The sequence below is a fragment of the Curtobacterium sp. ME26 genome (assembly GCF_903970945.1).
Lineage (GTDB): Bacteria > Actinomycetota > Actinomycetes > Actinomycetales > Microbacteriaceae > Curtobacterium > Curtobacterium citri.
This window is the reverse complement of the sequence record NZ_CAJCKG010000004.1, coordinates 43747-63387: the sequence shown is the minus strand read 5'-3', so window position 1 is coordinate 63387 and position 19641 is coordinate 43747. Positions and strand designations below refer to the sequence as shown.

The window sequence follows — 19641 nt, the reverse complement described above, 5'->3', positions numbered from 1 at the left end:
ACGGCAGCGGGACCGACGGTCAGGTCGCCAGGACGGGGGCCTCCGCGGGCAGCGGGAACGCCAGGGGGTCCGCCCGCACCACGTCGAGCGCCCGGGCGACGGCCCCGAGCGCGACGACGTCGCCGCCGAGGCGGGAGGCCACGACCTCGGGCGTCGGGTCGAGGTCCCACGCCGCCAGGTGCTCACGGGCACGGTCGATCACGGGGCCGGCCGCGTCGGCGATCGCCCCGGCGACCACGACCCGGTCGATGTCGAGCAGGCTCGCGAGCAGCACGCACACCCGGGCGAGCCGGTCGCCGAGCCCGTCCACGACCTCGAGCGCGAGCGGTTCCCCGAGTGCCGCGGCGGCGAGGACCACGGCGGCGTCCGGTTCGTCGTCCCCGCCGAGCAGGGAGTCCACGGGGACCCGTCCCTCGGCGCGGGCCTGCCGCACGAGCGTCCGCGCCGTGCGCCCGATGCCGTCCGACGACGAGACGCCGTCCACCAGGTCGAGCACGCGGAGCTCCCCCGCGCCACCACGGGCGCCACGGAGCAGCGCGCCGTCCACCACCAGACCGGCACCGAAGCGCTCGCCCGACAGCAGGGCGGCGAAGGAGGCGTCGCCGGAGGACGGGCGCTCGGCGAGGGCCGCCGCGTTCGCGTCGTTCTCCACGACGACGACGCCGTGCGGCACGACCGCCGCGAAACCCGGGTTCATGCTGTCCCAGAACCCGCCGTCGTCGGGCGACTCCCCCGCCGCGTCCACGGGCGCCGGGATGCCGAGGACCGTCGCGAGCACGCGGTCCGGGGCCACCCCGGCCGCGGCGAGCGCCGACGACACCGTCTCCTCGACGACGCGCAGACGGACGGGCACCTCGAGTCCCGACTCGCCGAGGGACCCCTCGGCGCGGGCCAGCACGGTGCCGCGGAGATCGGCGACGAGGGCCGTCACCCGGTGCTGCCCCGCGTCGACGCCGACGACGACCCCGGCGGTCGCGTCCAGCTCGGAGCGCCGCGCAGGTCGCCCCTTGCGGTACTCCCCCGCGGCGCGGGCGTCGTCGAGGTCGCGGAGCCACCCGAGCCGCACGAGCTCGGTGCACGCGGCGAGCACGGTCGAGCGGGTGAGCCCGGTGGCGTCGATCGCCTCGGACGCGGTGAACGCCCCGGTGCCGAACGCCCAGGCCAGGACCGCTTCGGCGCTGGTCGCGCGGGTGGTCTCACGGCGCTGTGGCATGCACAGACCCTAGCGCGCGAAGATTTGGTTGCGCTATTAGATTTTCTGGGTACATTTAGTCCGGCGAGCCGACACCGACGTCGGGGCGCAGACCGGAACGGCAGGGCTGCCGGGTCCGGACGGACGGAGACGACGTGCAAGCACACGCCACCACCAGGGGCACGGCCGGGGTCACCCGCCGTGGCTTCCTGCTCGGTGCGGGCGGCATCGGCGCGGGCCTGGCTCTCGCCGGGTGCGCCCCGCTCGGAGGATCGAGCAGCCGCCCCGAGACGATCACGTTCTACGTGTCGAAGCCCGAGGTCATCGGGTACTTCGACGACGTCATCGCGAAGTTCCACGAGAGCCAGTCGAAGATCCGGGTCGTCCGCGACTCGACGTCGAACATGTCCGCGAACTTCGTGCGGAACCGGCCGCCGGACCTCGGGTGCCTGAACTACAACTACGCGATGGTCTCGTTCGTCGAGCACGGCGCGCTGACCGACCTGTCGGACACGCGCGAGCGGGACACGATCAACCCGGACCTCTGGCCGCTCATGCAGCAGACCGCCGACTACCCGGGACGCACGAGCGTCCTGCCGTACTCGGTCACCGCCGCGTCCGTGATCTACGACAAGGCGCTCTTCGCGCAGCAGGGCCTCGAGGTGCCGACGACCTGGAGCGCGTTCACGGACGTGTGCGAGCGGCTCGTGCGGGCCGGCATCACGCCGATGTACGGCACGTACAAGGACAACTGGACGATCGCCCAGGGCATGTTCGACTACTCGGTCGGCGGCATGCTCGACGTGCCGGCGACCTTCGCGGCACTCGACCGCGAGGGCACCTCGGTCGGCAAGGGGTCGGGGGTGTCGTTCGAGAAGGACTTCGCCGCTCCGGTCGGCCGCATGGTGGACCTGCTGCAGTGGCACCAGGCGGGTGCGGCCAGCCGGGGCTACGGCGACGGCAACCTGGCGTTCGCGCAGGGGAAGGCCGCGATGTACCTGCAGGGCCCGTGGGCACTCGGTGAGATCGCGAAGACGAACCCGGACATGGACCTCGGCACGTTCCCGTTCCCCGCGACCGACGACCCGGCCGACAACAAGGTGCGCGTCAACGTCGACCTCGGGCTCTGGATCCCGGAGGCATCCCGGAAGCAGGAGGCCGCCCGCGAGTTCCTGTCGTTCCTGATGAGCCCGGCGGTCAGCGACCAGTACAACGCCGACAACAACGGCTTCGGGGTCCGGAAGGACTCGCCGCCGGTGTCGAACCCCGCGCTCCGCGGCATGCAGGACTCGTACGACGACGCGCGCTTCTACCTCGGCGCCTCGCAGCTCATCCCCGCCGAGATCCCGGTGGCGAACTACCTGCAGTCCATCGCCTTCGGCGGTGCGCCCGAACCGCAACTCCGCACCCTCGACGGCGACTGGGCGCGGCTCGCGCTCCGGTCGGCCGCGTAAGGAGACGACCTTGGCCACCACGACCACCCGATCGATCACGACGGCGGACCGCCGCCGACGGGGCGGAGCCGCACCGCGCCTCCAGGCCGGCAGCCGCGGACGCGGGAAGCGCGTCGACCCGCTCTTCCTCGTGTTCCTCGTCCCCACGCTCGTGCTCTTCACGCTCGCGATCACGCTCCCGGCGGTGATGGGGATCGTGCTGAGCTTCACGAACTCCGTCGGCTTCGGCGAGTTCCGGTTCACCGGGCTCACGAACTACGTCGCCGTGTTCTCCGACCCCGCGATCCTGCAGGCGTACCTGTTCACCATCGGGTTCTCGCTCGTCACCGTGCTCGTCGTGAACGCGGTCGCGTTCCTGCTGGCGATCGCGCTGACGTCGAAGATCCGCGGCAAGATCGCGCTCCGCGGGGTCTTCGTCCTGCCGATGGTGATCTCGGGCATCGTCATCGCGTACGTGTTCTCGTTCCTGTTCGCCAACTCGCTGCCGGCGTTCGCGACCGCGCTCGGCTTCGCGCCGCTCGAGCAGAGCATCCTCGCGAACCCCGACCTGGCGTGGGTCGCGATCGTCGTGGTCACGGCCTGGCAGGCGATCCCGTCGACGCTCCTCATCTACATCGCCGGGGTCCTGTCCATCCCGGGCGAGGTGTACGAGGCCTCGGCACTCGACGGCGCGAGCTCGTGGCGGCAGCTCGTCTCGATCACCGCCCCGCTGACGGCGGGCTACATCCTCATCAACCTCGTCATCGGGTTCAAGAACTTCCTGAACTCGTACGACATCATCGTCGGCCTGACCGACGGCGGCCCGGGCACCTCGACCACCAGCGTGGCGATGAGCATCTTCAAGGGCTTCAGCGGCGGCGACTACGCGTACCAGATGGCGAACGCGACGATCTTCTTCCTGATCGCCGTCGTGATCGCCGTGATCCAGCTGCGGGCCACCCGCGGGAAGGCAGCGCTCTGATGTCCCTGCAAGCACCCCTCCGCCCCGGCACCACCGCGACCGGCAGCGTCCGGTCCGTCGACGCCGACCGCACCGCCGGGGGCCGCGGTGCCGGCCGACGCGACCGGGCGAACTGGCCCGTCACGATCGTCCTGGCCCTCTGCGCCCTGTCGGTCCTCGTCCCGCTCTACGTCACCGTCACGATGGCGTTCAAGACGACCGCGCAGGCCGTCGACGGCAACGCGTTCTCGCTGCCGGCGCCGTTCAGCGTCGACGGCTTCGTGCAGGCCTGGGAGCTGACGGACTTCCCCCGCGCCTTCGGGGTCTCGGTGTTCATCGCCGCGATCACCGTCGTCGGCACGATCCTGCTCGCCTCGTTCACCGCCTACGCGATCGCCCGCAACTGGGAGCGCCGGCTGTTCCGCTGGTCGTTCTTCTACCTGCTCGCGGCGATGTTCCTGCCGTTCCCCGTCCTCGCCCTGTCGCAGGTGAAGCTCACCGGGCTCGCCGGGCTCGACAACCCGATCGGTGTCGCGATCCTGCACGTCATGTTCCAGCTGTCCTTCAGCGTCCTGCTCTTCACCGCGTTCCTGCGGTCGATCCCGGCCGAGCTGGAGGAGAGTGCACGCATCGACGGTGCGAGCACGGGGCAGGTGTTCTGGCGACTGGTGTTCCCGCTCCTCGCACCGATGAGCGCCACCGTCGGCATCTTCGCGTTCCTCGCCTCGTGGAACGACTTCGTGATGCCGTCGCTGATCACCTCGAACCCGGCCCTGCAGACGCTGCCGGTGCTGCAGCAGATGTTCCAGACCCAGTTCAGCAACAACTACAACGTGTCCTTCGCCTCGTACCTGATGGCGATGGCGCCGGCGATCATCGTCTACCTGGTCACCCAGCGATGGGTGATGGCCGGTGTGACCCAGGGCGCGATCAAGTGACGACCGCGAACCCGACCACCACCCACAACGAGAGGCCAGTCGTGACCGACACCGCCGTCCAGCCCGCAGCGACCACCACCGACGAGACCTGGTGGCGTCAGGCGAGCGTCTACCAGGTCTACCCGCGCTCCTTCGCGGACGCGGACGGCGACGGGATCGGCGACCTGCCCGGCGTGACCGCGCGGGTCCCCTACCTGGCGTCGCTCGGCATCGAGGCGGTCTGGCTCAGCCCCTTCTACCCGTCCGCCCTCGCCGACGGCGGCTACGACGTCGACGACTACCGCGACGTCGACCCGCGGCTCGGCACGCTCGACGACTTCGACGAGATGGTCGCCGCCCTGCACGGCGCCGGCATCCGGGTGATCGTCGACGTCGTGCCGAACCACACGAGCGACCGGCACGCGTGGTTCCGCGAGGCACTCGCGTCGCCGGCGGGCAGCCCCGCACGCGACCGGTACGTGTTCCGCGACGGCAGCGGCCCCGACGGGTCGGAGGCGCCGGCCGACTGGGTGTCGATCTTCGGCGGCCCGGCGTGGACCGCCGTCGGCGACGGCCAGTGGTACCTGCACAACTTCGCGGCGGAGCAGCCCGACCTGAACTGGGCGAACCGCGAGGTCCGCGACGACTTCCTGCACACGCTGCGGTTCTGGTCCGACCGCGGGGTCGACGGCTTCCGCATCGACGTCGCACACGGCCTGGCGAAGGACCTGCCGTCCGGGCCCCTGCCGTCGTGGGCCGAGGTCCTCGCGGCGCCGAAGGACGGTCAGCACATCCTCTGGGACCGTGACGACGTGCACGAGATCTACGCCGAGTGGCGGAAGGTCTTCGACGAGTACACGCCGGCGCGCACCGCGGTGGCCGAGGCCTGGGTCGCCGCCGACCGTCGTGCGCGGTACGCCAGCGCCGAGGGGCTCGGACAGGCGTTCAACTTCGACCTGCTCGAGGCCGACTTCGACGCGCAGCAGTTCCGCACGATCATCGAGTTCAACCTCGGGCTCGCCGAGCAGTCCGGCTCGTCGACCACGTGGGTGTTCTCCAACCACGACGTCGTCCGGCACGCCACCCGGTACGCGCTCCCCGCCCGCGACGGCTCCGAGCAGAAGCAGGGCGCCGCATGGCTGCTCGCCGGCGGGTCGCAGGCCGACCTCGACCGTGCGCTCGGGCTCCGTCGTGCGCAGGCGGCGACGCTGCTGGAGCTCGCGCTCCCCGGTTCGGCCTACCTGTACCAGGGCGAGGAGCTCGGGCTGCACGAGGTGGGCGACATCCCGGACGCCGACCGCCAGGACCCGGCGTTCTTCCGCAACCCCGGTGTCGACGTGGGCCGCGACGGATGCCGCGTGCCGATCCCGTGGACGCGACAGGGGTCGTCCTTCGGGTTCGGCGAGGGTGGCTCGCACCTGCCGCAGCCGGCGTGGTTCGCAGACGTCTCGGTCGAGGCCGAGGACGCCGACCCCGACTCGACGCTGAACCTGTACCGGAAGGCGCTGGGCCTGCGCGGCCAGCTGCAGTCCGAGGAGCACCTCGAGTGGCTCGAGACCGGTCGCGACGACGTGCTCGCCTTCCGCAGGCCGAACGGCTGGACGAGCGTCACGGTGTTCGGCGACGAGCCGTACGCGCTGCCCGCCGGCGAGCTCCTGCTCGCCTCCGCGCCGGTGGCGGACGGCGCACTGTCGGGCGTGGGGACCGCCTGGTTGCGTTCCTGACGGAACGGGTCGCGACCAGGAGACGGCCGGGAGGCGCGGTGCCAGCAGGCACCGCGCCTCCCGTCCGTCGCGGCCCCGCTCGCTCGCCGCTCGGTCAGGCCGGGTCCGCCGATGGTCCGGCGATCTCCCGCAACGCCGCCAGGTGCGCTCGCCAGGCCGTCCGCCCGGCACGCGTGAGCGTCAACGACGTGCGCGAGGTCTTCCCCACGAACCCCTTCGCGACGGCGACGTACCCCGCGGTCTCGAGGGCACTGACCTGCTTGCTCAGGGCAGAGTCGGTGACCTCGACGGCGTCGCGGACCTCGCGGAACCCGAGCGTCCCGGCGCGGTCCAGCGCCGCGACCACCGAGAACCGGACCGGGTTCTGCAGCAGGTCGTCGAGCCGGTGGCGCGGGTGCGCACCGTGGGTCGTCGTCACGCCCGGGACTCCCACGCTGCGCACGCCAGCGCGACGACCAGCACCGCGCCCGACGTGACGGCGGACCAGACCAGGGAGCCGTGCACCCACGCGACGACGGCGATCGCGGCGCAGTACGTCACGGCCCACGCCGCGACGTAGGCGGTCCACCGGCGCCCCCGGGCGAACGCCGAGCGGCCGCGGATGCTGATCGTGAACCAGAGGACGAGTGCCATCACCACGGCGATGGTCCCGACGTAGGCCGCGCCGAACGCGCGGCCCTCGCTCAGCCCCATCGCGAAGGTCCCGAGGGACGTGGTCGCCCCGAGCGCCGTGATGAACGCGACGTAGGGCCAGCGGACGGCGTCGTGCGCTCGGCGGGCGAGCCGGTCGGCGCTGGTCAGGAGTGCTCGGGCCTCGGACGGTCGGATCTCGGTCATGTGTTCCCCTCTCCGCTCTCCATCTTGGCAACCACTTTCCAATTTGGCAAGTACCGGTCGCTCGGGGTCCGTCGGTAGGGTCGGCCCCATGAGCGGTGCCAGCATCAGCGTGCGGGACTTCGTGATGCGCTTCGGCGACCGCGACGTCGTCGACGGCCTGTCCTTCGACGTCGCACCGGGCGAGACGTTCGGGCTCCTCGGCAGCAACGGGTCCGGCAAGACGACCACCATCCGGGCCCTGCTCGGCATCACGACACCGACCGCCGGCTCCCTGACGATCGACGGCGCACCGTACCGACCGGCGACCGGCGGCATCGGGTACCTGCCCGAGGAGCGCGGGCTCTACCGCAAGGAGTCCGTCATCGACGTGATGACGTACTTCGGGATGCTCCGCGGGCTCCGGCGTCCCGAGGCCGTGCGGTGGAGCACCGGGTACCTCGAGCGGATCGGGCTCGCCGACCGCGCGAAGCTCCGCGTCGACAAGCTCTCCGGCGGCCAGCAGCAGAAGGTGCAGCTCGGCATCACGATCATGGACCGGCCGCGCCTGCTCATCCTCGACGAGCCGACGAAGGGCCTCGACCCGGTGAACCGCCGGCTCCTGCTCGACCTGGTCGACGAACGGAAGGCCGACGGCGCGACGGTGATCCTGGTCACGCACCACATGGACGAGGTCGAACGGCTGTGCGACCGGATCCTCCTGCTCAAGGACGGTCGAGCGGCCGCCTACGGCACCATCCCGGACGTGCAGGACGCCTTCGGCGGTGCCGTCGCCCGGGTGCTGCTCGACGGGAGCGTGCCACCGTCGCCCCTGTACCGGCTCGCCCGGCACGAGGGCCACGTCGCCTACCTGGTCCCCCGTGGCGCGGCGGCACCGGACGGGTCGGACATCCTCGCGTCGCTCGTGACCGCCGGCGTGCACGTCTCCGGGTTCGAGATGCGACGCATCCCGCTCGACGAGATCTTCGTGCAGGTGTACGGCCACGACGCCGGTGCCGACGACGCGCACCCACGGGGCCGTGCACCGCTCGGCACCCCGGCACGGACCGGGGCCGCCGCGTGAGCCGGCTCGGGACGGTCGTCCGCTTCGAGTTCGTCCGCGCCGTCAAGAAGCCCGCCTTCTGGATCGGCACCCTCGCCCTGCCGATCGTGGTCGTCGTCGTCTCGCTGCTCGTGGGGGTCGGCCAGGCCGCCGGCACCGACTCGGTGTCGTCGAGCAGCTCGGCGACGCGGACCCCGTTCCACTACGTCGACCACTCGGGTCTCGTGTCCGCCTCGGTCGCCGCGCAGTGGGGCGGCACACCGTCCGAGGACCCCGCCGCCGATCGGGCGGCCGTCCGCGCCGGGACGCTGGAGCTGTTCGTCGAGTACCCCGCGAAGCCCTCGACGGAGCCGATCCGGCTCGACGCGGCCGACCGCGGTCTGTTCGAGAACGGCGGGTACTCCTCGCTCGCGGAGCGGGTGCTCGAGCGCAGCGTCGCGACCTCGGTGGACGACGACGAGGCCGTCGCGCTCCTCCGCGCCCCGCCGGCCACCGAGCTCACCGCCTACGCCGACGGCCGCGTGGCACCCGGCTGGCTGTCGATCGTGCCGCCGTTCCTCTACGTGGCGGCGTTCTTCGGCATCGTCATCCTGCTCGCGACGCGGATGGTGACCGTGGTCGTCGAGGAGAAGGAGAACCGGATCTCCGAGATGATCCTGACGACCGTGACGGCGGGCGACCTCATCCGCGGCAAGGTCCTCGCGATGCTGCTCGTCGGGCTCGTGCAGGTCGGCGTCGTCCTGGTCCCGGGACTCGTCGTCGCCCTGGCCGCGCTGCCGTTCGTGGCGTCGCGGCTCGGTGGTCTGAGCGTCGACCCGTGGCGGATGGTCGTGGGCGCGCTCCTGCTCGTGGGCGGCGTCCTGCTGGGGTGCGGGCTCTTCGTCGCGGTGGGTGCGGCGGTGCCGTCGATCAAGGACGCCTCGACGCTGCAGTCGGCGGCGATCTTCGCGCTGATCATCCCGCTGTACGCCGCGTTCTTCGTGATGACGACGCCGTCGTCGCCGGTGGCCGCGTTCTTCACGTACTTCCCGACGTTCACCCCGATCACCGCGATGGTGCGCAACGCCGTGGGCACCCTCAGCGTGGTGGAGTCCGTGGTGTGCATCGTCGAGGTCTTCGCCACCGCGGCGGTGCTGCTCTGGTTCGCCGAGTACCTGTTCCGGCACTCCGTCGCGCAGTACGGCTCGAAGGTCACCCTGCGGCAGATCGCCGGCTGGCGCCGCGGCCGACCCGGGACGCGCTGACCGCGGGCGGTCCGGTCCTGCGTGGTCGTGGCCGGCCCGGTCGTGGCCGACCTGGTCGTGGCCGGCCGGGTCGCGGCTCCGTCAGATGCTGGCGAGCGCGGAGTCGAGGTCCCAGGCCACGGGCTCCGGCGCGCGCCACCCCTGGCGCAGCGTGCGGACGGCGCGGTCGAACTCGACCAGTGCGTCGAGGTACGGCCGGACGAGCATCTGCACCTGCAGCCCCTCGTGGACGGCGAGCAGCTGCGTCGCAGCCTGGTGCGTCGGGATGCCGATGTGCTCGGCACCGGATGCGACGTCCCGCTCGAGCCCCGCGGTGAGCTGCTCGACGTGCTCCTCGAACCGCTTGCGGAAGAGCTCGGCGAAGTCGCGTTCCGACGCGGCGATGGACACGACTCCGGCCAGGAGCCTCACGAGTCCCGGGTCGGCGACGTCCTCGGCGAGGGTCAGGCGGACGTGGTCGACGGTCGAGGCCGGCTCGACCGAGCGCCGGGTCCCGCGCAACTGCGTCCAGCGGTCGTAGGTCACGAGCAGCAGCGCGTCCCAGATCGGGAAGACCCGTTCGACGACCGCGGTGTCGAGCCCGGACGTCTCGGCGACGACGCTCGCGTCGACGTCGTGGTACGGGTGCAGACGGAACGCACGGATCGCGCCACGCACGATGCGTTCGGCCAGGACCGCCTCGTCGTCGTACGTCACGTCGCAGGAGTCTGCCATCTCCACAGTCCACAGGATGCGCCGTCGCGTGTCTCCACCCCGTGTGGGGGGCACGGGGACGTCCGACGGGCGGCTCAACCGACGGTGACGGGCGCCGCGGAGGGCTTCCGTCCCTGCGACATCCACACGAAGAACCCGGTCAGCGTGAAGGCACCGTAGAAGACGTACATGAGCCCGGAGGCGTAGTACCCGGCCGAGAACAACAGCGGGACACCGACCAGGTCGACGGCGACCCAGACGAGCCAGAACTCGACCCAGCCCTTCGCCATGCCGTAGGTCGCGAGCACCGACCCGACGAAGATCCAGGCGTCGCTCCACACCGGCTCGTAGGAGCCGAGCGCGCGGAACAGCGGGGTCAGCAGGGCGGTGCCGCCCACCATGACGAGGACCATCAGCGCGCGGGTCGGCCAGGAGGCCCACCTCGGTTCGACGACGGTCGTCGCGTCGTCCGCGCGGTGCGTCCACCGGTACCAGCCGTAGACGCTGACGACGATGAACATGACCTGTCGGCCGGCCTGCCCGAGCAGGTTGACCGGGTTCGGGGTGTCGAAGAGCGCGCCCATGAAGACGGTGAAGAGCAGGGCGTTGCCGAGGATGCCGACCGGCCAGGCCCACACGCGGCGACGCATCCCGCCGAGCGCGCTGAGCAGTCCGAACACGTTGCCGATCACCTCACGCCAGAGCACGGTCTGGTCGCCGATGACGAGCTGCGCGTCGAACAACCACCTGACGATGCCCATCGACCCTCCTCGTTGCCGGGCCTCCCGACGGCCCGGACGCTCCAACGGTAGGACCGGCGTCGGCATTCCGCGGACTCCGCGACCCCGCGTGACACCGCGGTCTAGGCTCGGGGGTCGTGACGGACGAGGGCGCGACGGACGGGGTGCGGCGCGCACGGGACCTGCTCGCCGACGCCGCCGGCCGCCTGCGCGAGGCCGACGTCCGCGACGAGGCGCTCGGCGAGTACGTCGAGCCACGCGCCGTCCTCGGCATCCGCCGCGAGCCGACGATCCGGTCGCTCGGGCGGGTGTGGCGCGTCGGCGCCCTGCTGCTCGGGTCCTCCCCCGAGACCGCGGGGCGGGTCTGGGCGACCGGGCGCATCACCCGTGTCACGGACCCCGGTCGCCAGCAGTTCGTCTCGGTGTCCGCCGAGGTGCGGCGCGCGTACCGGGCGGCGGCGGCCAAGGGGCACTTCGCCGAGGGCGACACCGTCAACCACGGCGCGGTGCCGGTCCCGCTCGACGACACGCTCGTGGGTGCCGCCGGTGTCCTCGCGGTCGCCGACGACGAGCCGGTGGTCCGCTGGTCGGCGACCGCCGGTGCCGTGGTGCCGCTCGCCGACTACCTGCGCGACCGCGTCGCCCTGCTGGTCGATCCACCGCGGGGCGCGACCGACTGACGGCCGGTCAGGCGCCGCCGTCCGACGCGTCCGCTCCCCCGTCGGTCCCGTCGACCACGCGGTCGAGCCACTCCGCGAGGACGGCCCGCTCGGCCGGCGACAGCGCGTCGAGTCCGTCGACGCCGGCGCGCAGGGTGAGTGCGGCGGTGCGCAGTGCGCGGTCCGGTCCGGCCGGCACGTCGTCCTCGGCCACCAGGACCTGCGACGCGACCGCGGCCCACGCCCGGTCGGCGAGGTCGCTCCGCCGGTCGTCCTCGGCCTCCTCGGCCTCCCCGGCCTCCCCGGCCTCCCCGGCCTCCCCGGCCTCCCCGAGGATCGCGAGCACCGTCCCGGTCCCGGCCGCGTGGACGAGCCGCACGGCGTCGGCCTCGCGCACGAGCAACCGCCCGACCGCTGCGACGCGACGCAACCGTTCCTCGAGCGCCCGCAGTCCGGCGGCGACGGCGGGTGATCCCCGGCCGCGGCGCGGGTCGCTCATGATGACGAAGAGGTCGGGGTTCGCGAGGCCGAAGGCGATCGTTGCGTCCCACCCCGAGCGGAGCGCCGCGACGGGGTCGGTCCCCTCGGCAGCGCCGTCGGCGACGAGCGCGGCCTTCTCGGCGGCGAAGACCGTCATCGCGTGCTCGGCGACGGCGTCGAGCAGGCCGTCCTTGTCGCCGAACAGCCGGTAGATCGTGGGCGCCTGCACCCCGGCACGCCCGGCGACCGCACGGGTCGTGACCGCGTCGGCCCCGTCCTCGTGGAGCAGCTCGGCCGCAGCTGCGACGATCCGCTCGCGGACGTTCCGGCGCGGGTCGGCGTCGGGTGCGGGAACGGAGGCCGAGGTCGACGACATGGACCAACGCTAACAGGGTCTTGCTATCGCCGGAAGCAGCGCGTACGGTCGTCGCCGTTACCACCGCTAACAGGAAAGAGCATCCAATGATCACCATCACCGGAGCGACCGGCGCCCTCAACGGCGCGACCGCCGACCACCTCCTCCGTCACCTGCCGGCCTCCGACTTGACGGTCGTCACCCGGGACCCCGCGAAGGCGGCGTGGTTCGCCGACCGCGGCGTGGCGGTCCGACCGGGCGACTACGACGACCCCGCGACGCTCCGCACCGCCTTCGCGGGCGCGGACCGGCTGCTCCTCGTGTCGTCGAACGACCCGGCGGGCGACACCGTCGCGCAGCACCGCAACGCGGTCGACGCCGCGGTGGCAGCGGGCGTCGGGCACCTCTTCTACACGAGCCACCAGGGGGCGGGCGCGGACTCACCGTTCGTCCCCGCACGGCACCACGCGGCGACCGAGGACCTGCTCGCGGCCTCCGGCCTCCGGTGGACCTCGCTCCGGAACGGCTTCTACGCGCACAGCCTGCAGTGGCTGTTCGGTCCCTGGGCCGCGACGGGGACGGTCTCCGTGCCCGCGGACGGTCCGGTCTCGTGGACCGCGCGCGAGGACGCCGCCGAGGCCGCCGCCGCGCTCCTGCTGCAGGACGCCCCCGCCGAGGGGCCCGTGACGATCACCGCGACCGCCGCACCGACGTTCGCCGACCTCGCCCGGCGGCTGTCCGACCGTGTCGGTCACGAGGTCGGCTTCGAGCTCGTCGACCCCGAGCGGTGGGTCGAGCGCGCCGTGGCCGCCGGCCAGGACGAACGCATGGTCCGGTTCCTGCTCGGCATGTACGAGGCGGCGGGCGCGGGGTGGTTCGCCGGCACCGACCCGACCCTCCGGGCGCTGCTCGGGCGCGAACCGCGGTCCGCGGACGACGCGCTCGACGACGTGGTCGCCGCCGCCCGGTGACCCGGAGCGTCAGTCGGCGAGCCGGTCCGTGACCGCCGCACGGGCCATGGCGTCCCGACCGTCGCCGAGCGCACCACGGCTGACGGACCACAGCGCCGACTCGACGGCCCGCGCCGTGCACCAGGCCGCGATCCGTCCGACGGGCTCCCCGGTCACGTCGGCGAGCAGCGCGGTGCGCGCACGCACGGTGGCGGTCGGGTCGGCGGTCCGGAACGGGTCGTCGACCTGCGCCAGGAGCGGCCCGAGGTCGTAGGCGGGATCACCGACCATCGGCGTCGGGTCGATGACGAGCCACGGCGAGCGCCCGGCCGCGAGGACGTTCCCCGGGTTCGCGTCGCCGTGCACCACCACGGTGCGTCGTGCACCGACGGGCAGGGCGCGGAGGAGCTCGGCGCCGCGGCGGACGAGCCCGGGGTCGAACGGCGGGGCGACGGCCCGCATCCGCTCCTCGAGCAGGTCCGCCCACCCGGCGGCCACGTCCGTCAGGCGTTCGAAGGGGTCGGTGTCCGGCACCCCGGCCGCCCACAGGCCGCCGAGCAGCTCGGCGGCGGTCCGCAGCCGTTCGGCCGCCGGCAGGTCGACGCGATCGGACAGACGCGTCCCCGGATCGCAGCGCTCGAGCAGGAACACGAACGGGTCGTCGGGGTCCACCGCGAGGAGCCGCACCGCGCCGTCGCCGTCCCACCGGGCGAGGGCGGCCGCCTCGTGCTCGGCCTCGCGGTGCGGGAAGGAGAGCTTGAGGACCGCGTCGCGCCCGTCGGGGGTCGTGACGGGCAGCACGTGCGAGATGCTGCCGCCGCCGAAGGGTGCGCCGACCCGCAGGTCCCACCGCGCGACGGCGTCGCGGAGCAGCCGCGGGACGGACGCCCGCCAGTCCTGCTCGGTCGGCCACATGCGGTGAGCGTACCGACGACGGGCCGCGACGGGCGGGGCGGGGCAGCTCCGTGCCTCCCGGCCGTCGTGACCCCCGTTCGGGGTACGCGCTTGTCCGCCGCAGCACCGACTGCCGCGCCCCGCGGGCGGGTCTACCGTCTGTTGCGGGCGGCAACGGGGCCGCCCGACGACGAATCGAGCATCATGCAACGACGGATGAGCACGCTCCTCGCGACGATCACGGCGGTCGGCCTGGTCGGCGCCCTGACGCCGGCCCTGCAGGCACAGGCAGCGGTCCCGACCAGCGACACCCCGGACTTCGGGAGCAACGTCAAGGTCTACAGCCCGTCGACACCGACCTCGACCATCCAGGCCGACGTGGACGCGGCGTTCAACGCGCAGCTGCGGAGCACCACCGCGCAGTTCGGGTCGCAGCGGTACGCGTTCCTGTTCAAGCCGGGCAGCTACGGCCGGGTCTGGGCGAACCTGGGCTTCTACACGTCCGTGGCGGGTCTCGGCAGGAACCCCGACGACGTCACGATCAACGGGGCGGTCAACGTCGACTCCGGGTGGAACGCCGGCGACGAGAAGAACGCCACGCAGAACTTCTGGCGGTCGGTCGAGAACCTGGCGATCGTGCCCGAGGGCGGCACCGACCGGTGGGCCGTGTCGCAGGCCGCGCCGATGCGCCGCGTGCACGTGAAGGGCAACCTGACGATGGGGCCGTCCAACCAGGACGGCGGCCAGGGCTACTCGTCCGGCGGGTACATCGCCGACTCGAAGGTCGACGGCACCGTGACGAGCGGCTCGCAGCAGCAGTGGTACACCCGCAACTCCACGCTCGGGTCGTGGCAGGGCGGCAACTGGAACATGACCTTCTCGGGTGTCCAGGGTGCGCCCGCGAACGACTTCGCGAAGAGCTACACCACCCTGGCGACGACGCCGGTCACCCGCGAGAAGCCGTACCTGTACGTCGACTCGTCGAACAAGTACCACGTGTTCGTGCCGTCGCTGCGGACGAACTCCTCCGGCGTCACGTGGCCGGACACCACCGGGACCGACATCCCGATGCGGAGCTTCTACGTCGCGCACCCGGGCGACTCCGCGGCGACGATCAACAGCGCGCTCGCGCAGGGGCTCAACCTGTTCTTCACCCCCGGCACGTACCAGCTGAACGCCGCACTGAACGTCACGCGTGCCGACACCGTCGTGACGGGCATCGGCTTCCCGACGCTCGTGCCGACGGCCGGCAACTCGGTCATCACCTCGAACGACGTCTCCGGCGTCAACGTCTCGAACCTCGTCGTCGACGCGGGCACGCAGAACAGCGCGCAGCTCGTCCGCCTCGGTGCCAGCGGCTCACACGTCGACCACGCCGCCGACCCGCAGAGCATCCAGGACGTCTTCTTCCGCGTCGGCTCGAGCATCCAGGGCAAGGCCACGACGACGCTGCAGGTCAACGCCGACGACACGCTGGTCGACCACATCTGGGCCTGGCGAGCCGACCACGGCGGCGCGGCCACCGGCTGGAACGTCAACACCGGCGCGACCGGCGTCGAGGTGAACGGCGACGACGTGCTCGCCACCGGGCTGTTCGTCGAGCACTACCAGAAGTACGAGGTGCTCTGGAACGGCAACCGCGGTCGCACGATCTTCTTCCAGAACGAGATGCCCTACGACGTGCCGGACAACGCCTCGTGGCAGAGCCCCACGGGCGCCGGGTACGCGGCCTACAAGGTCGCCTCCGGGGTGACGAACCACGAGATCTGGGGCGGCGGTGTGTACTGCTTCTTCAACACGAACCCGTCGGTGCACGCGGACCGCGCGCTCGAGACCCCGACCACCTCGGGCATCCGGGCGCACGGGCTCGTGACGGTCTCGCTCGGTGACACCGGGACGATCTCGAGCGTCATCAACGGCGTCGGTGGATCGGTACCGACGTCGGCGGGCAACACCGCGCCGAACCGCGTCGCGGCGTACAACTGAGCCGAGGCACGGGCAAGCGACCACCACGGTCGAGCGGGGTCGTCGGCGCGAGCCGGCGGCCCCGCTGCCGTGCCGGACAGCACGCACGACCGCTCGACGGACGGGGCACACGCGCCGTCAGCCGGACGTCACACGTCGCCGGTAGCGTCCGGGCATGGCACCCGAGCGCGGCAGCACCGAAGCCGGCAGCACCGACCGCAGCAGCACCGATCGCCGTCGCCTCGTCCTGCCCGGGCAGTACGGACCCCTGTTCGACGACGGCGGCCCCGCCCTGGTCGTCGAGGCCCGCGAGTTCTTCACCGCGCGCCCGGTGCACCGCGCCAAGGCACACCTCTGGCTGAGCGCCCTCCGGCACCGCGTCCGCGAGCTCGGCGACCGCGCCGAGCACGTGCAGGTCGACACCCTCCGCGAGGCGCTGGTCGGCCGCGACGACCTCGACGTGGTCGACCCACCCTCCCGGACCCTCCGCGCCCAGGTCCGGCACTGGGGCCGCGGCACCGAGGTCCTGCCGAGCCGCGGGTTCGTCACCGACGAGGCCGAGTTCGCCGAGTGGGCGGCGCAGGGCACCGGACGGTTCCGGATGGAGACCCACTACGAGCGGGTCCGCCGGCGCGAGGGCTGGCTGATGCAGTCCGACGAGCCGATCGGCGGGAAGTTCAGCCTCGACGACCAGAACCGCGAGCCGCCGCCCCGGGGCGCGACGACGCTCGGGCTGCCGGACCCCTGGTGGCCGACCGAGGACGACATCGACGACGAGGTCCGGCACGACCTCGACCGCTGGGAGCGCGACGGGGTGGCGAGGTTCGTCGGCCGCGACGACACCCGCCGCTTCGCCGTCACCGCGGACGAGGCCCGACAGGCCCTCGACGACTTCGTGCAGGTCCGGCTGGGTGACTTCGGCCCCTTCGAGGACGCCACGCTCACGAACGACTGGACGATGGCGCACTCGCTGCTCAGCGTCCCGATGAACCTCGGCGTGCTCGACCCGTTCGAGGTCGTCGAATCCGCACTCGTCGCGCACCGCGACCACGACGCCCCGCTCGCGAGCGTGGAGGGCTTCGTCCGCCAGGTCGCCGGCTGGCGCGACTACGTCTGGCACCTCTACTGGTGGTTCGGCGACGACTACGGCGCCGAGGAGAACGCCCTCGGCGCGCACGAGCGGCTCCCCCGCTGGTGGCAGGAGCTCGACACGTCGGCGATCGACGCCGTCTGCCTGTCCACCGCGATGGAGGGCCTGCACGACCACGGCTGGCTCCACCACATCCAGCGGCTCATGGTGCTCGGCAACTGGGCCCTGCAGCGCGGGTACGACCCGGTGCACCTGACCGAGTGGTTCACCGACGTGTTCGTCGACGGCACCGACTGGGTGATGCCCGCGAACATCATCGGTATGTCTCAGCACGCCGACGGCGGGATGGTCGCGACGAAGCCCTACGCGTCCGGCGGGCGGTACATCGACCGGATGTCGGACCACTGCGGCGGCTGCCGGTACGACCCCACGAAGCGGCTCGGCGAGGACGCCTGCCCGTTCACCGCCGGCTACTGGGCGTTCCTGTCGCGCACGGAACCGGCGCTGCAGGACAACCCGCGGATGATGCGGCCGCTCCAGCAGATGCGGCGGCTCACGGACCTCGACGAGGTGGTGGCCCAGGAGACGCGACGCGGCACGCCCTGACCGGCCGTCCGGTCCGTCGGGACCGTGTGACGGACGGGAGGCGCGGTGCGGCGCCGCCCCGCGCCTCCCGTCCGACGTCCGCTCACCGCCCGGACGGGGCACACCGGTAGGGTCGGCTCGTGGCCAGCAACGACGCATTCGACGACCGCTACGACCTGCGCGAGTTCGCGCCGACGACCGACGACCAGGGGGCGCCGACGCCGGAGACCGAGGCGTGGATGCGCGCCGTCGGGCTCGGGTTCCACGAGCCGCACCCGGACGCCGAGGGCGCTGCCCGCATGGCGTCGCACTTCCTCGAGGACCAGGAGACCTTCCTCGGCGCGTACCTGCGGGACCCCCTCCCCGGGTCCGTCGACGAGACGTGGCCGGCCGGCACGTTCACGTGGTTCCGCAAGCGGCTCAGCTGGGGCGACGGCGCCTCGATCGACACGCAGGCGATCTCCGCCGTGACCGTCCGACCCACCGAGCGTCGGCGCGGGATCCTCCGCCGGATGATGACCCACGCCCTCGAGCGCGGCGTCGCCGAGGGGTACGCCGTCGCCTCGCTCACCGCGTCCGAGGGCACGATCTACCGCCGGTTCGGGTTCGGCAGCGCGATCCGCGAGCGCGCCGTCCGCGTCCGCCGCGAGCGCGCGCTCCCCCTGCTCGCCCCGACGACCGGCACCGTCGCCGTCGTCACGCCGGAGTGGCTCGCGGGCGGCGTCGGCCGCGCCGTCTTCGACCGGTTCGACGCCCGCACCCCGGGGTCCATGGTGCGCAACGCCGGCACGTGGCCGATCGTGTTCGGGCTGCGTGACGGCGAGGGCAAGCCCGCGACCGACGTCCGCGCCGCGGTGCACCGTCCCGCCGGCGCGACCGCCGCCTCGGACGTCGACGGCTACGTGACGTGGCGCGTCAAGGAGGGTCGCGGCGGCACCGACACCGTGCTCGAGGTCGTCGACCTGGTGTACGCCACCGACGCCGCGTACCTGTCGCTGTGGGAGTTCCTGCTGTCCATCGACCTCAACGACGTCGTCCGGTACACCCGCTCGCGGCTCGACGACCCGGTCGTCGCGGCGCTCGGGGACAACCGCGCCTACGACGTCGAGCACGAGGAGGACCACGTCTGGCTGCGGGTGCTCGACGTGCCCGCCGTGCTGACCTCGCGTCCGTACGCGGTCGACGGGTCGATCTCGCTCGCGGTGTCCGACGCGATGGGCTTCGCCGCCGGCACCTACCGTCTCGACGTCGTCGACGGACGGGGCACCGTGACCCGGACGGCCGACGACGACGGTGGCGAGGCGGACCTGCGGCTCGACGTGGCGGACCTCGGCGCGGTGCTCATCGGGTCGGTGTCGCCGGTGACGCTCGCGGCGGCGGGGCTCGTGCACGCGGACGACCCGGCGGCACCGGCGGTGTTCCGAGCGATGCTCGTGCCGCCGCGGGTGCCGCACGGGATCACGTACTTCTAGGCGCCCCGGGAGGCGCGAGGACTCCACAGGACCGGTCCTCGCGCCTCCGACGGTGTCACTCCACCAACGACTGCACGGCGTTCCACAGGTCGAACTGCTTGCCGCCCGTGAAGAACGCTCCGGCGCGCTTGAACCGGTAGTCGGTGGCCCCGGGCATGCCCGCGCCCTGCAGCCGGACGTGGCCGACCGGGCGACCGACGTCGGCGCTCGTCACGGTCCAGTCGGACGGGGCACCGACCGGTGGGCCGTCGCAGGTCACGACGTACCGGTGCCCCGTGTCGGTCTCGACGTCGAACCGCGGTAGGTGGTCGAGGTCGGCGTCGCGGTCCTGGGGTCGACCCTGCACCGTGACCGTGCTGATGTTCGCCTGCACCACCCTGGTCTCCTCCTGATCGGTCGCCATCGGCCGGT

At 72.6% G+C, this 19641-nt stretch carries 19 protein-coding genes; 11 read left to right on the top strand and 8 right to left on the bottom strand.

Annotation, left to right across the window (positions count from 1 at the left end):
• Positions 1 to 19: 19 nt before the first annotated feature.
• Positions 20 to 1213, bottom strand: a complete 1194-nt coding sequence (locus H7A69_RS02615) for an ROK family protein (RefSeq protein ID WP_182045623.1) — start codon at positions 1211 to 1213, stop codon at positions 20 to 22.
• A gap of 134 nt (positions 1214 to 1347) precedes the next feature.
• On the opposite strand from H7A69_RS02615, the gene H7A69_RS02610 reads away from it, so the two are divergent.
• Genes H7A69_RS02610 through H7A69_RS02595 form a run of 4 tightly spaced genes read left to right on the top strand, consistent with a single transcriptional unit; the run spans position 1348 to position 6227 of the window.
• Positions 1348 to 2646, top strand: a complete 1299-nt coding sequence (locus H7A69_RS02610) for an ABC transporter substrate-binding protein (protein ID WP_182045622.1) — start codon at positions 1348 to 1350, stop codon at positions 2644 to 2646.
• A gap of 10 nt (positions 2647 to 2656) precedes the next feature.
• Complete coding sequence (locus tag H7A69_RS02605; RefSeq protein WP_259346045.1) at positions 2657 to 3607, top strand: carbohydrate ABC transporter permease; 951 nt, start codon at positions 2657 to 2659, stop codon at positions 3605 to 3607.
• On the top strand, positions 3607 to 4524 hold the full coding sequence (locus H7A69_RS02600) for a carbohydrate ABC transporter permease (protein WP_069713415.1): 918 nt from the start codon (positions 3607 to 3609) through the stop codon (positions 4522 to 4524). The genes H7A69_RS02605 and H7A69_RS02600 overlap by 1 nt, the downstream gene beginning before the upstream one ends.
• A complete protein-coding gene (locus tag H7A69_RS02595; protein ID WP_182045621.1) occupies positions 4485 to 6227 on the top strand; it encodes a glycoside hydrolase family 13 protein in 1743 nt (580 codons plus the stop codon). The genes H7A69_RS02600 and H7A69_RS02595 overlap by 40 nt, the downstream gene beginning before the upstream one ends.
• A gap of 94 nt (positions 6228 to 6321) precedes the next feature.
• On the opposite strand, the gene H7A69_RS02590 is transcribed toward H7A69_RS02595, so the two are convergent.
• The gene (locus tag H7A69_RS02590) at positions 6322 to 6645 is read right to left on the bottom strand and encodes a winged helix-turn-helix domain-containing protein (RefSeq protein ID WP_182045620.1); all 324 of its coding nucleotides are present in this window, start codon (positions 6643 to 6645) and stop codon (positions 6322 to 6324) included.
• Positions 6642 to 7064 (bottom strand): chemotaxis protein CheY, encoded by a 423-nt coding sequence (locus H7A69_RS02585; RefSeq protein ID WP_182045619.1) that lies wholly within the window; start codon positions 7062 to 7064, stop codon positions 6642 to 6644. The genes H7A69_RS02590 and H7A69_RS02585 overlap by 4 nt, the downstream gene beginning before the upstream one ends.
• Positions 7065 to 7152: 88 nt before the next feature.
• On the opposite strand from H7A69_RS02585, the gene H7A69_RS02580 reads away from it, so the two are divergent.
• On the top strand, positions 7153 to 8124 hold the full coding sequence (locus tag H7A69_RS02580) for an ABC transporter ATP-binding protein (RefSeq protein WP_182045618.1): 972 nt from the start codon (positions 7153 to 7155) through the stop codon (positions 8122 to 8124).
• Entirely contained in the window at positions 8121 to 9347 is a 1227-nt protein-coding gene (locus tag H7A69_RS02575) for an ABC transporter permease (RefSeq protein WP_182045617.1), read from the top strand. The genes H7A69_RS02580 and H7A69_RS02575 overlap by 4 nt, the downstream gene beginning before the upstream one ends.
• 81 nt (positions 9348 to 9428) lie before the next feature.
• Here H7A69_RS02575 and H7A69_RS02570 read toward each other — a convergent pair whose 3' ends face one another.
• Both H7A69_RS02570 and pnuC read right to left on the bottom strand, forming a co-directional pair.
• Positions 9429 to 10061, bottom strand: coding sequence for a TetR/AcrR family transcriptional regulator (locus tag H7A69_RS02570; RefSeq protein ID WP_182045616.1), 633 nt, complete (start codon positions 10059 to 10061; stop codon positions 9429 to 9431).
• Between the two features lie 74 nt (positions 10062 to 10135).
• Positions 10136 to 10801: a nicotinamide riboside transporter PnuC gene (gene pnuC, locus H7A69_RS02565; RefSeq protein ID WP_182045615.1), complete on the bottom strand. Its 666-nt coding sequence runs from the start codon at positions 10799 to 10801 to the stop codon at positions 10136 to 10138.
• Positions 10802 to 10917: 116 nt separating this feature from the next.
• Here pnuC and H7A69_RS02560 point away from each other — a divergent pair, with 116 nt between their 5' ends.
• On the top strand, positions 10918 to 11460 hold the full coding sequence (locus H7A69_RS02560; RefSeq protein ID WP_182045614.1) for a hypothetical protein: 543 nt from the start codon (positions 10918 to 10920) through the stop codon (positions 11458 to 11460).
• A gap of 7 nt (positions 11461 to 11467) precedes the next feature.
• Here H7A69_RS02560 and H7A69_RS02555 read toward each other — a convergent pair whose 3' ends face one another.
• The gene (locus tag H7A69_RS02555; protein ID WP_182045613.1) at positions 11468 to 12295 is read right to left on the bottom strand and encodes a TetR/AcrR family transcriptional regulator; all 828 of its coding nucleotides are present in this window, start codon (positions 12293 to 12295) and stop codon (positions 11468 to 11470) included.
• 86 nt (positions 12296 to 12381) lie between these two features.
• Between H7A69_RS02555 and H7A69_RS02550 the strand changes: the two genes are divergently transcribed.
• Positions 12382 to 13245 (top strand): NAD(P)H-binding protein, encoded by an 864-nt coding sequence (locus H7A69_RS02550; RefSeq protein ID WP_182045612.1) that lies wholly within the window; start codon positions 12382 to 12384, stop codon positions 13243 to 13245.
• 9 nt (positions 13246 to 13254) lie between these two features.
• On the opposite strand, the gene H7A69_RS02545 is transcribed toward H7A69_RS02550, so the two are convergent.
• Complete coding sequence (locus H7A69_RS02545; RefSeq protein WP_182045611.1) at positions 13255 to 14139, bottom strand: aminoglycoside phosphotransferase family protein; 885 nt, start codon at positions 14137 to 14139, stop codon at positions 13255 to 13257.
• A 195-nt stretch (positions 14140 to 14334) separates the two neighbouring features.
• Here H7A69_RS02545 and H7A69_RS02540 point away from each other — a divergent pair, with 195 nt between their 5' ends.
• The 3 genes from H7A69_RS02540 (at position 14335) to H7A69_RS02530 (ending at position 19230) form a co-directional block, all read left to right on the top strand.
• The gene (locus H7A69_RS02540) at positions 14335 to 16104 is read left to right on the top strand and encodes a hypothetical protein (RefSeq protein WP_182045610.1); all 1770 of its coding nucleotides are present in this window, start codon (positions 14335 to 14337) and stop codon (positions 16102 to 16104) included.
• Positions 16105 to 16258: 154 nt separating this feature from the next.
• Positions 16259 to 17779 carry a cryptochrome/photolyase family protein gene (locus H7A69_RS02535; protein WP_182045609.1) on the top strand — a complete coding sequence of 507 codons (1521 nt, stop codon included), beginning with the start codon at positions 16259 to 16261 and terminating at the stop codon, positions 17777 to 17779.
• A 119-nt stretch (positions 17780 to 17898) separates the two neighbouring features.
• Entirely contained in the window at positions 17899 to 19230 is a 1332-nt protein-coding gene (locus tag H7A69_RS02530) for a GNAT family N-acetyltransferase (RefSeq protein ID WP_182045608.1), read from the top strand.
• A 55-nt stretch (positions 19231 to 19285) separates the two neighbouring features.
• Here the strand turns inward: H7A69_RS02530 and H7A69_RS02525 are convergent, their stop codons facing one another.
• Positions 19286 to 19633: a hypothetical protein gene (locus H7A69_RS02525; RefSeq protein ID WP_182045607.1), complete on the bottom strand. Its 348-nt coding sequence runs from the start codon at positions 19631 to 19633 to the stop codon at positions 19286 to 19288.
• Positions 19634 to 19641: the final 8 nt, after the last annotated feature.

What these genes read in the sequence shown, in the direction of transcription:
- pnuC (WP_182045615.1), bottom strand. Translation starts at nt 10,801, where the DNA reads ATGGGCATCGTCAGGTGGTTGTTCGACGCGCAGCTCGTCATCGGCGAC.
- H7A69_RS02600 (WP_069713415.1), top strand. Translation starts at nt 3,607, where the DNA reads ATGTCCCTGCAAGCACCCCTCCGCCCCGGCACCACCGCGACCGGCAGC.
- H7A69_RS02550 (WP_182045612.1), top strand. Translation starts at nt 12,382, where the DNA reads ATGATCACCATCACCGGAGCGACCGGCGCCCTCAACGGCGCGACCGCC.
- H7A69_RS02580 (WP_182045618.1), top strand. Translation starts at nt 7,153, where the DNA reads ATGAGCGGTGCCAGCATCAGCGTGCGGGACTTCGTGATGCGCTTCGGC.
- H7A69_RS02595 (WP_182045621.1), top strand. Translation starts at nt 4,485, where the DNA reads ATGGGTGATGGCCGGTGTGACCCAGGGCGCGATCAAGTGACGACCGCG.
- H7A69_RS02545 (WP_182045611.1), bottom strand. Translation starts at nt 14,139, where the DNA reads ATGTGGCCGACCGAGCAGGACTGGCGGGCGTCCGTCCCGCGGCTGCTC.
- H7A69_RS02615 (WP_182045623.1), bottom strand. Translation starts at nt 1,213, where the DNA reads ATGCCACAGCGCCGTGAGACCACCCGCGCGACCAGCGCCGAAGCGGTC.
- H7A69_RS02585 (WP_182045619.1), bottom strand. Translation starts at nt 7,064, where the DNA reads ATGACCGAGATCCGACCGTCCGAGGCCCGAGCACTCCTGACCAGCGCC.
- H7A69_RS02555 (WP_182045613.1), bottom strand. Translation starts at nt 12,295, where the DNA reads ATGTCGTCGACCTCGGCCTCCGTTCCCGCACCCGACGCCGACCCGCGC.
- H7A69_RS02540 (WP_182045610.1), top strand. Translation starts at nt 14,335, where the DNA reads ATGAGCACGCTCCTCGCGACGATCACGGCGGTCGGCCTGGTCGGCGCC.
- H7A69_RS02570 (WP_182045616.1), bottom strand. Translation starts at nt 10,061, where the DNA reads ATGGCAGACTCCTGCGACGTGACGTACGACGACGAGGCGGTCCTGGCC.
- H7A69_RS02525 (WP_182045607.1), bottom strand. Translation starts at nt 19,633, where the DNA reads ATGGCGACCGATCAGGAGGAGACCAGGGTGGTGCAGGCGAACATCAGC.
- H7A69_RS02535 (WP_182045609.1), top strand. Translation starts at nt 16,259, where the DNA reads ATGGCACCCGAGCGCGGCAGCACCGAAGCCGGCAGCACCGACCGCAGC.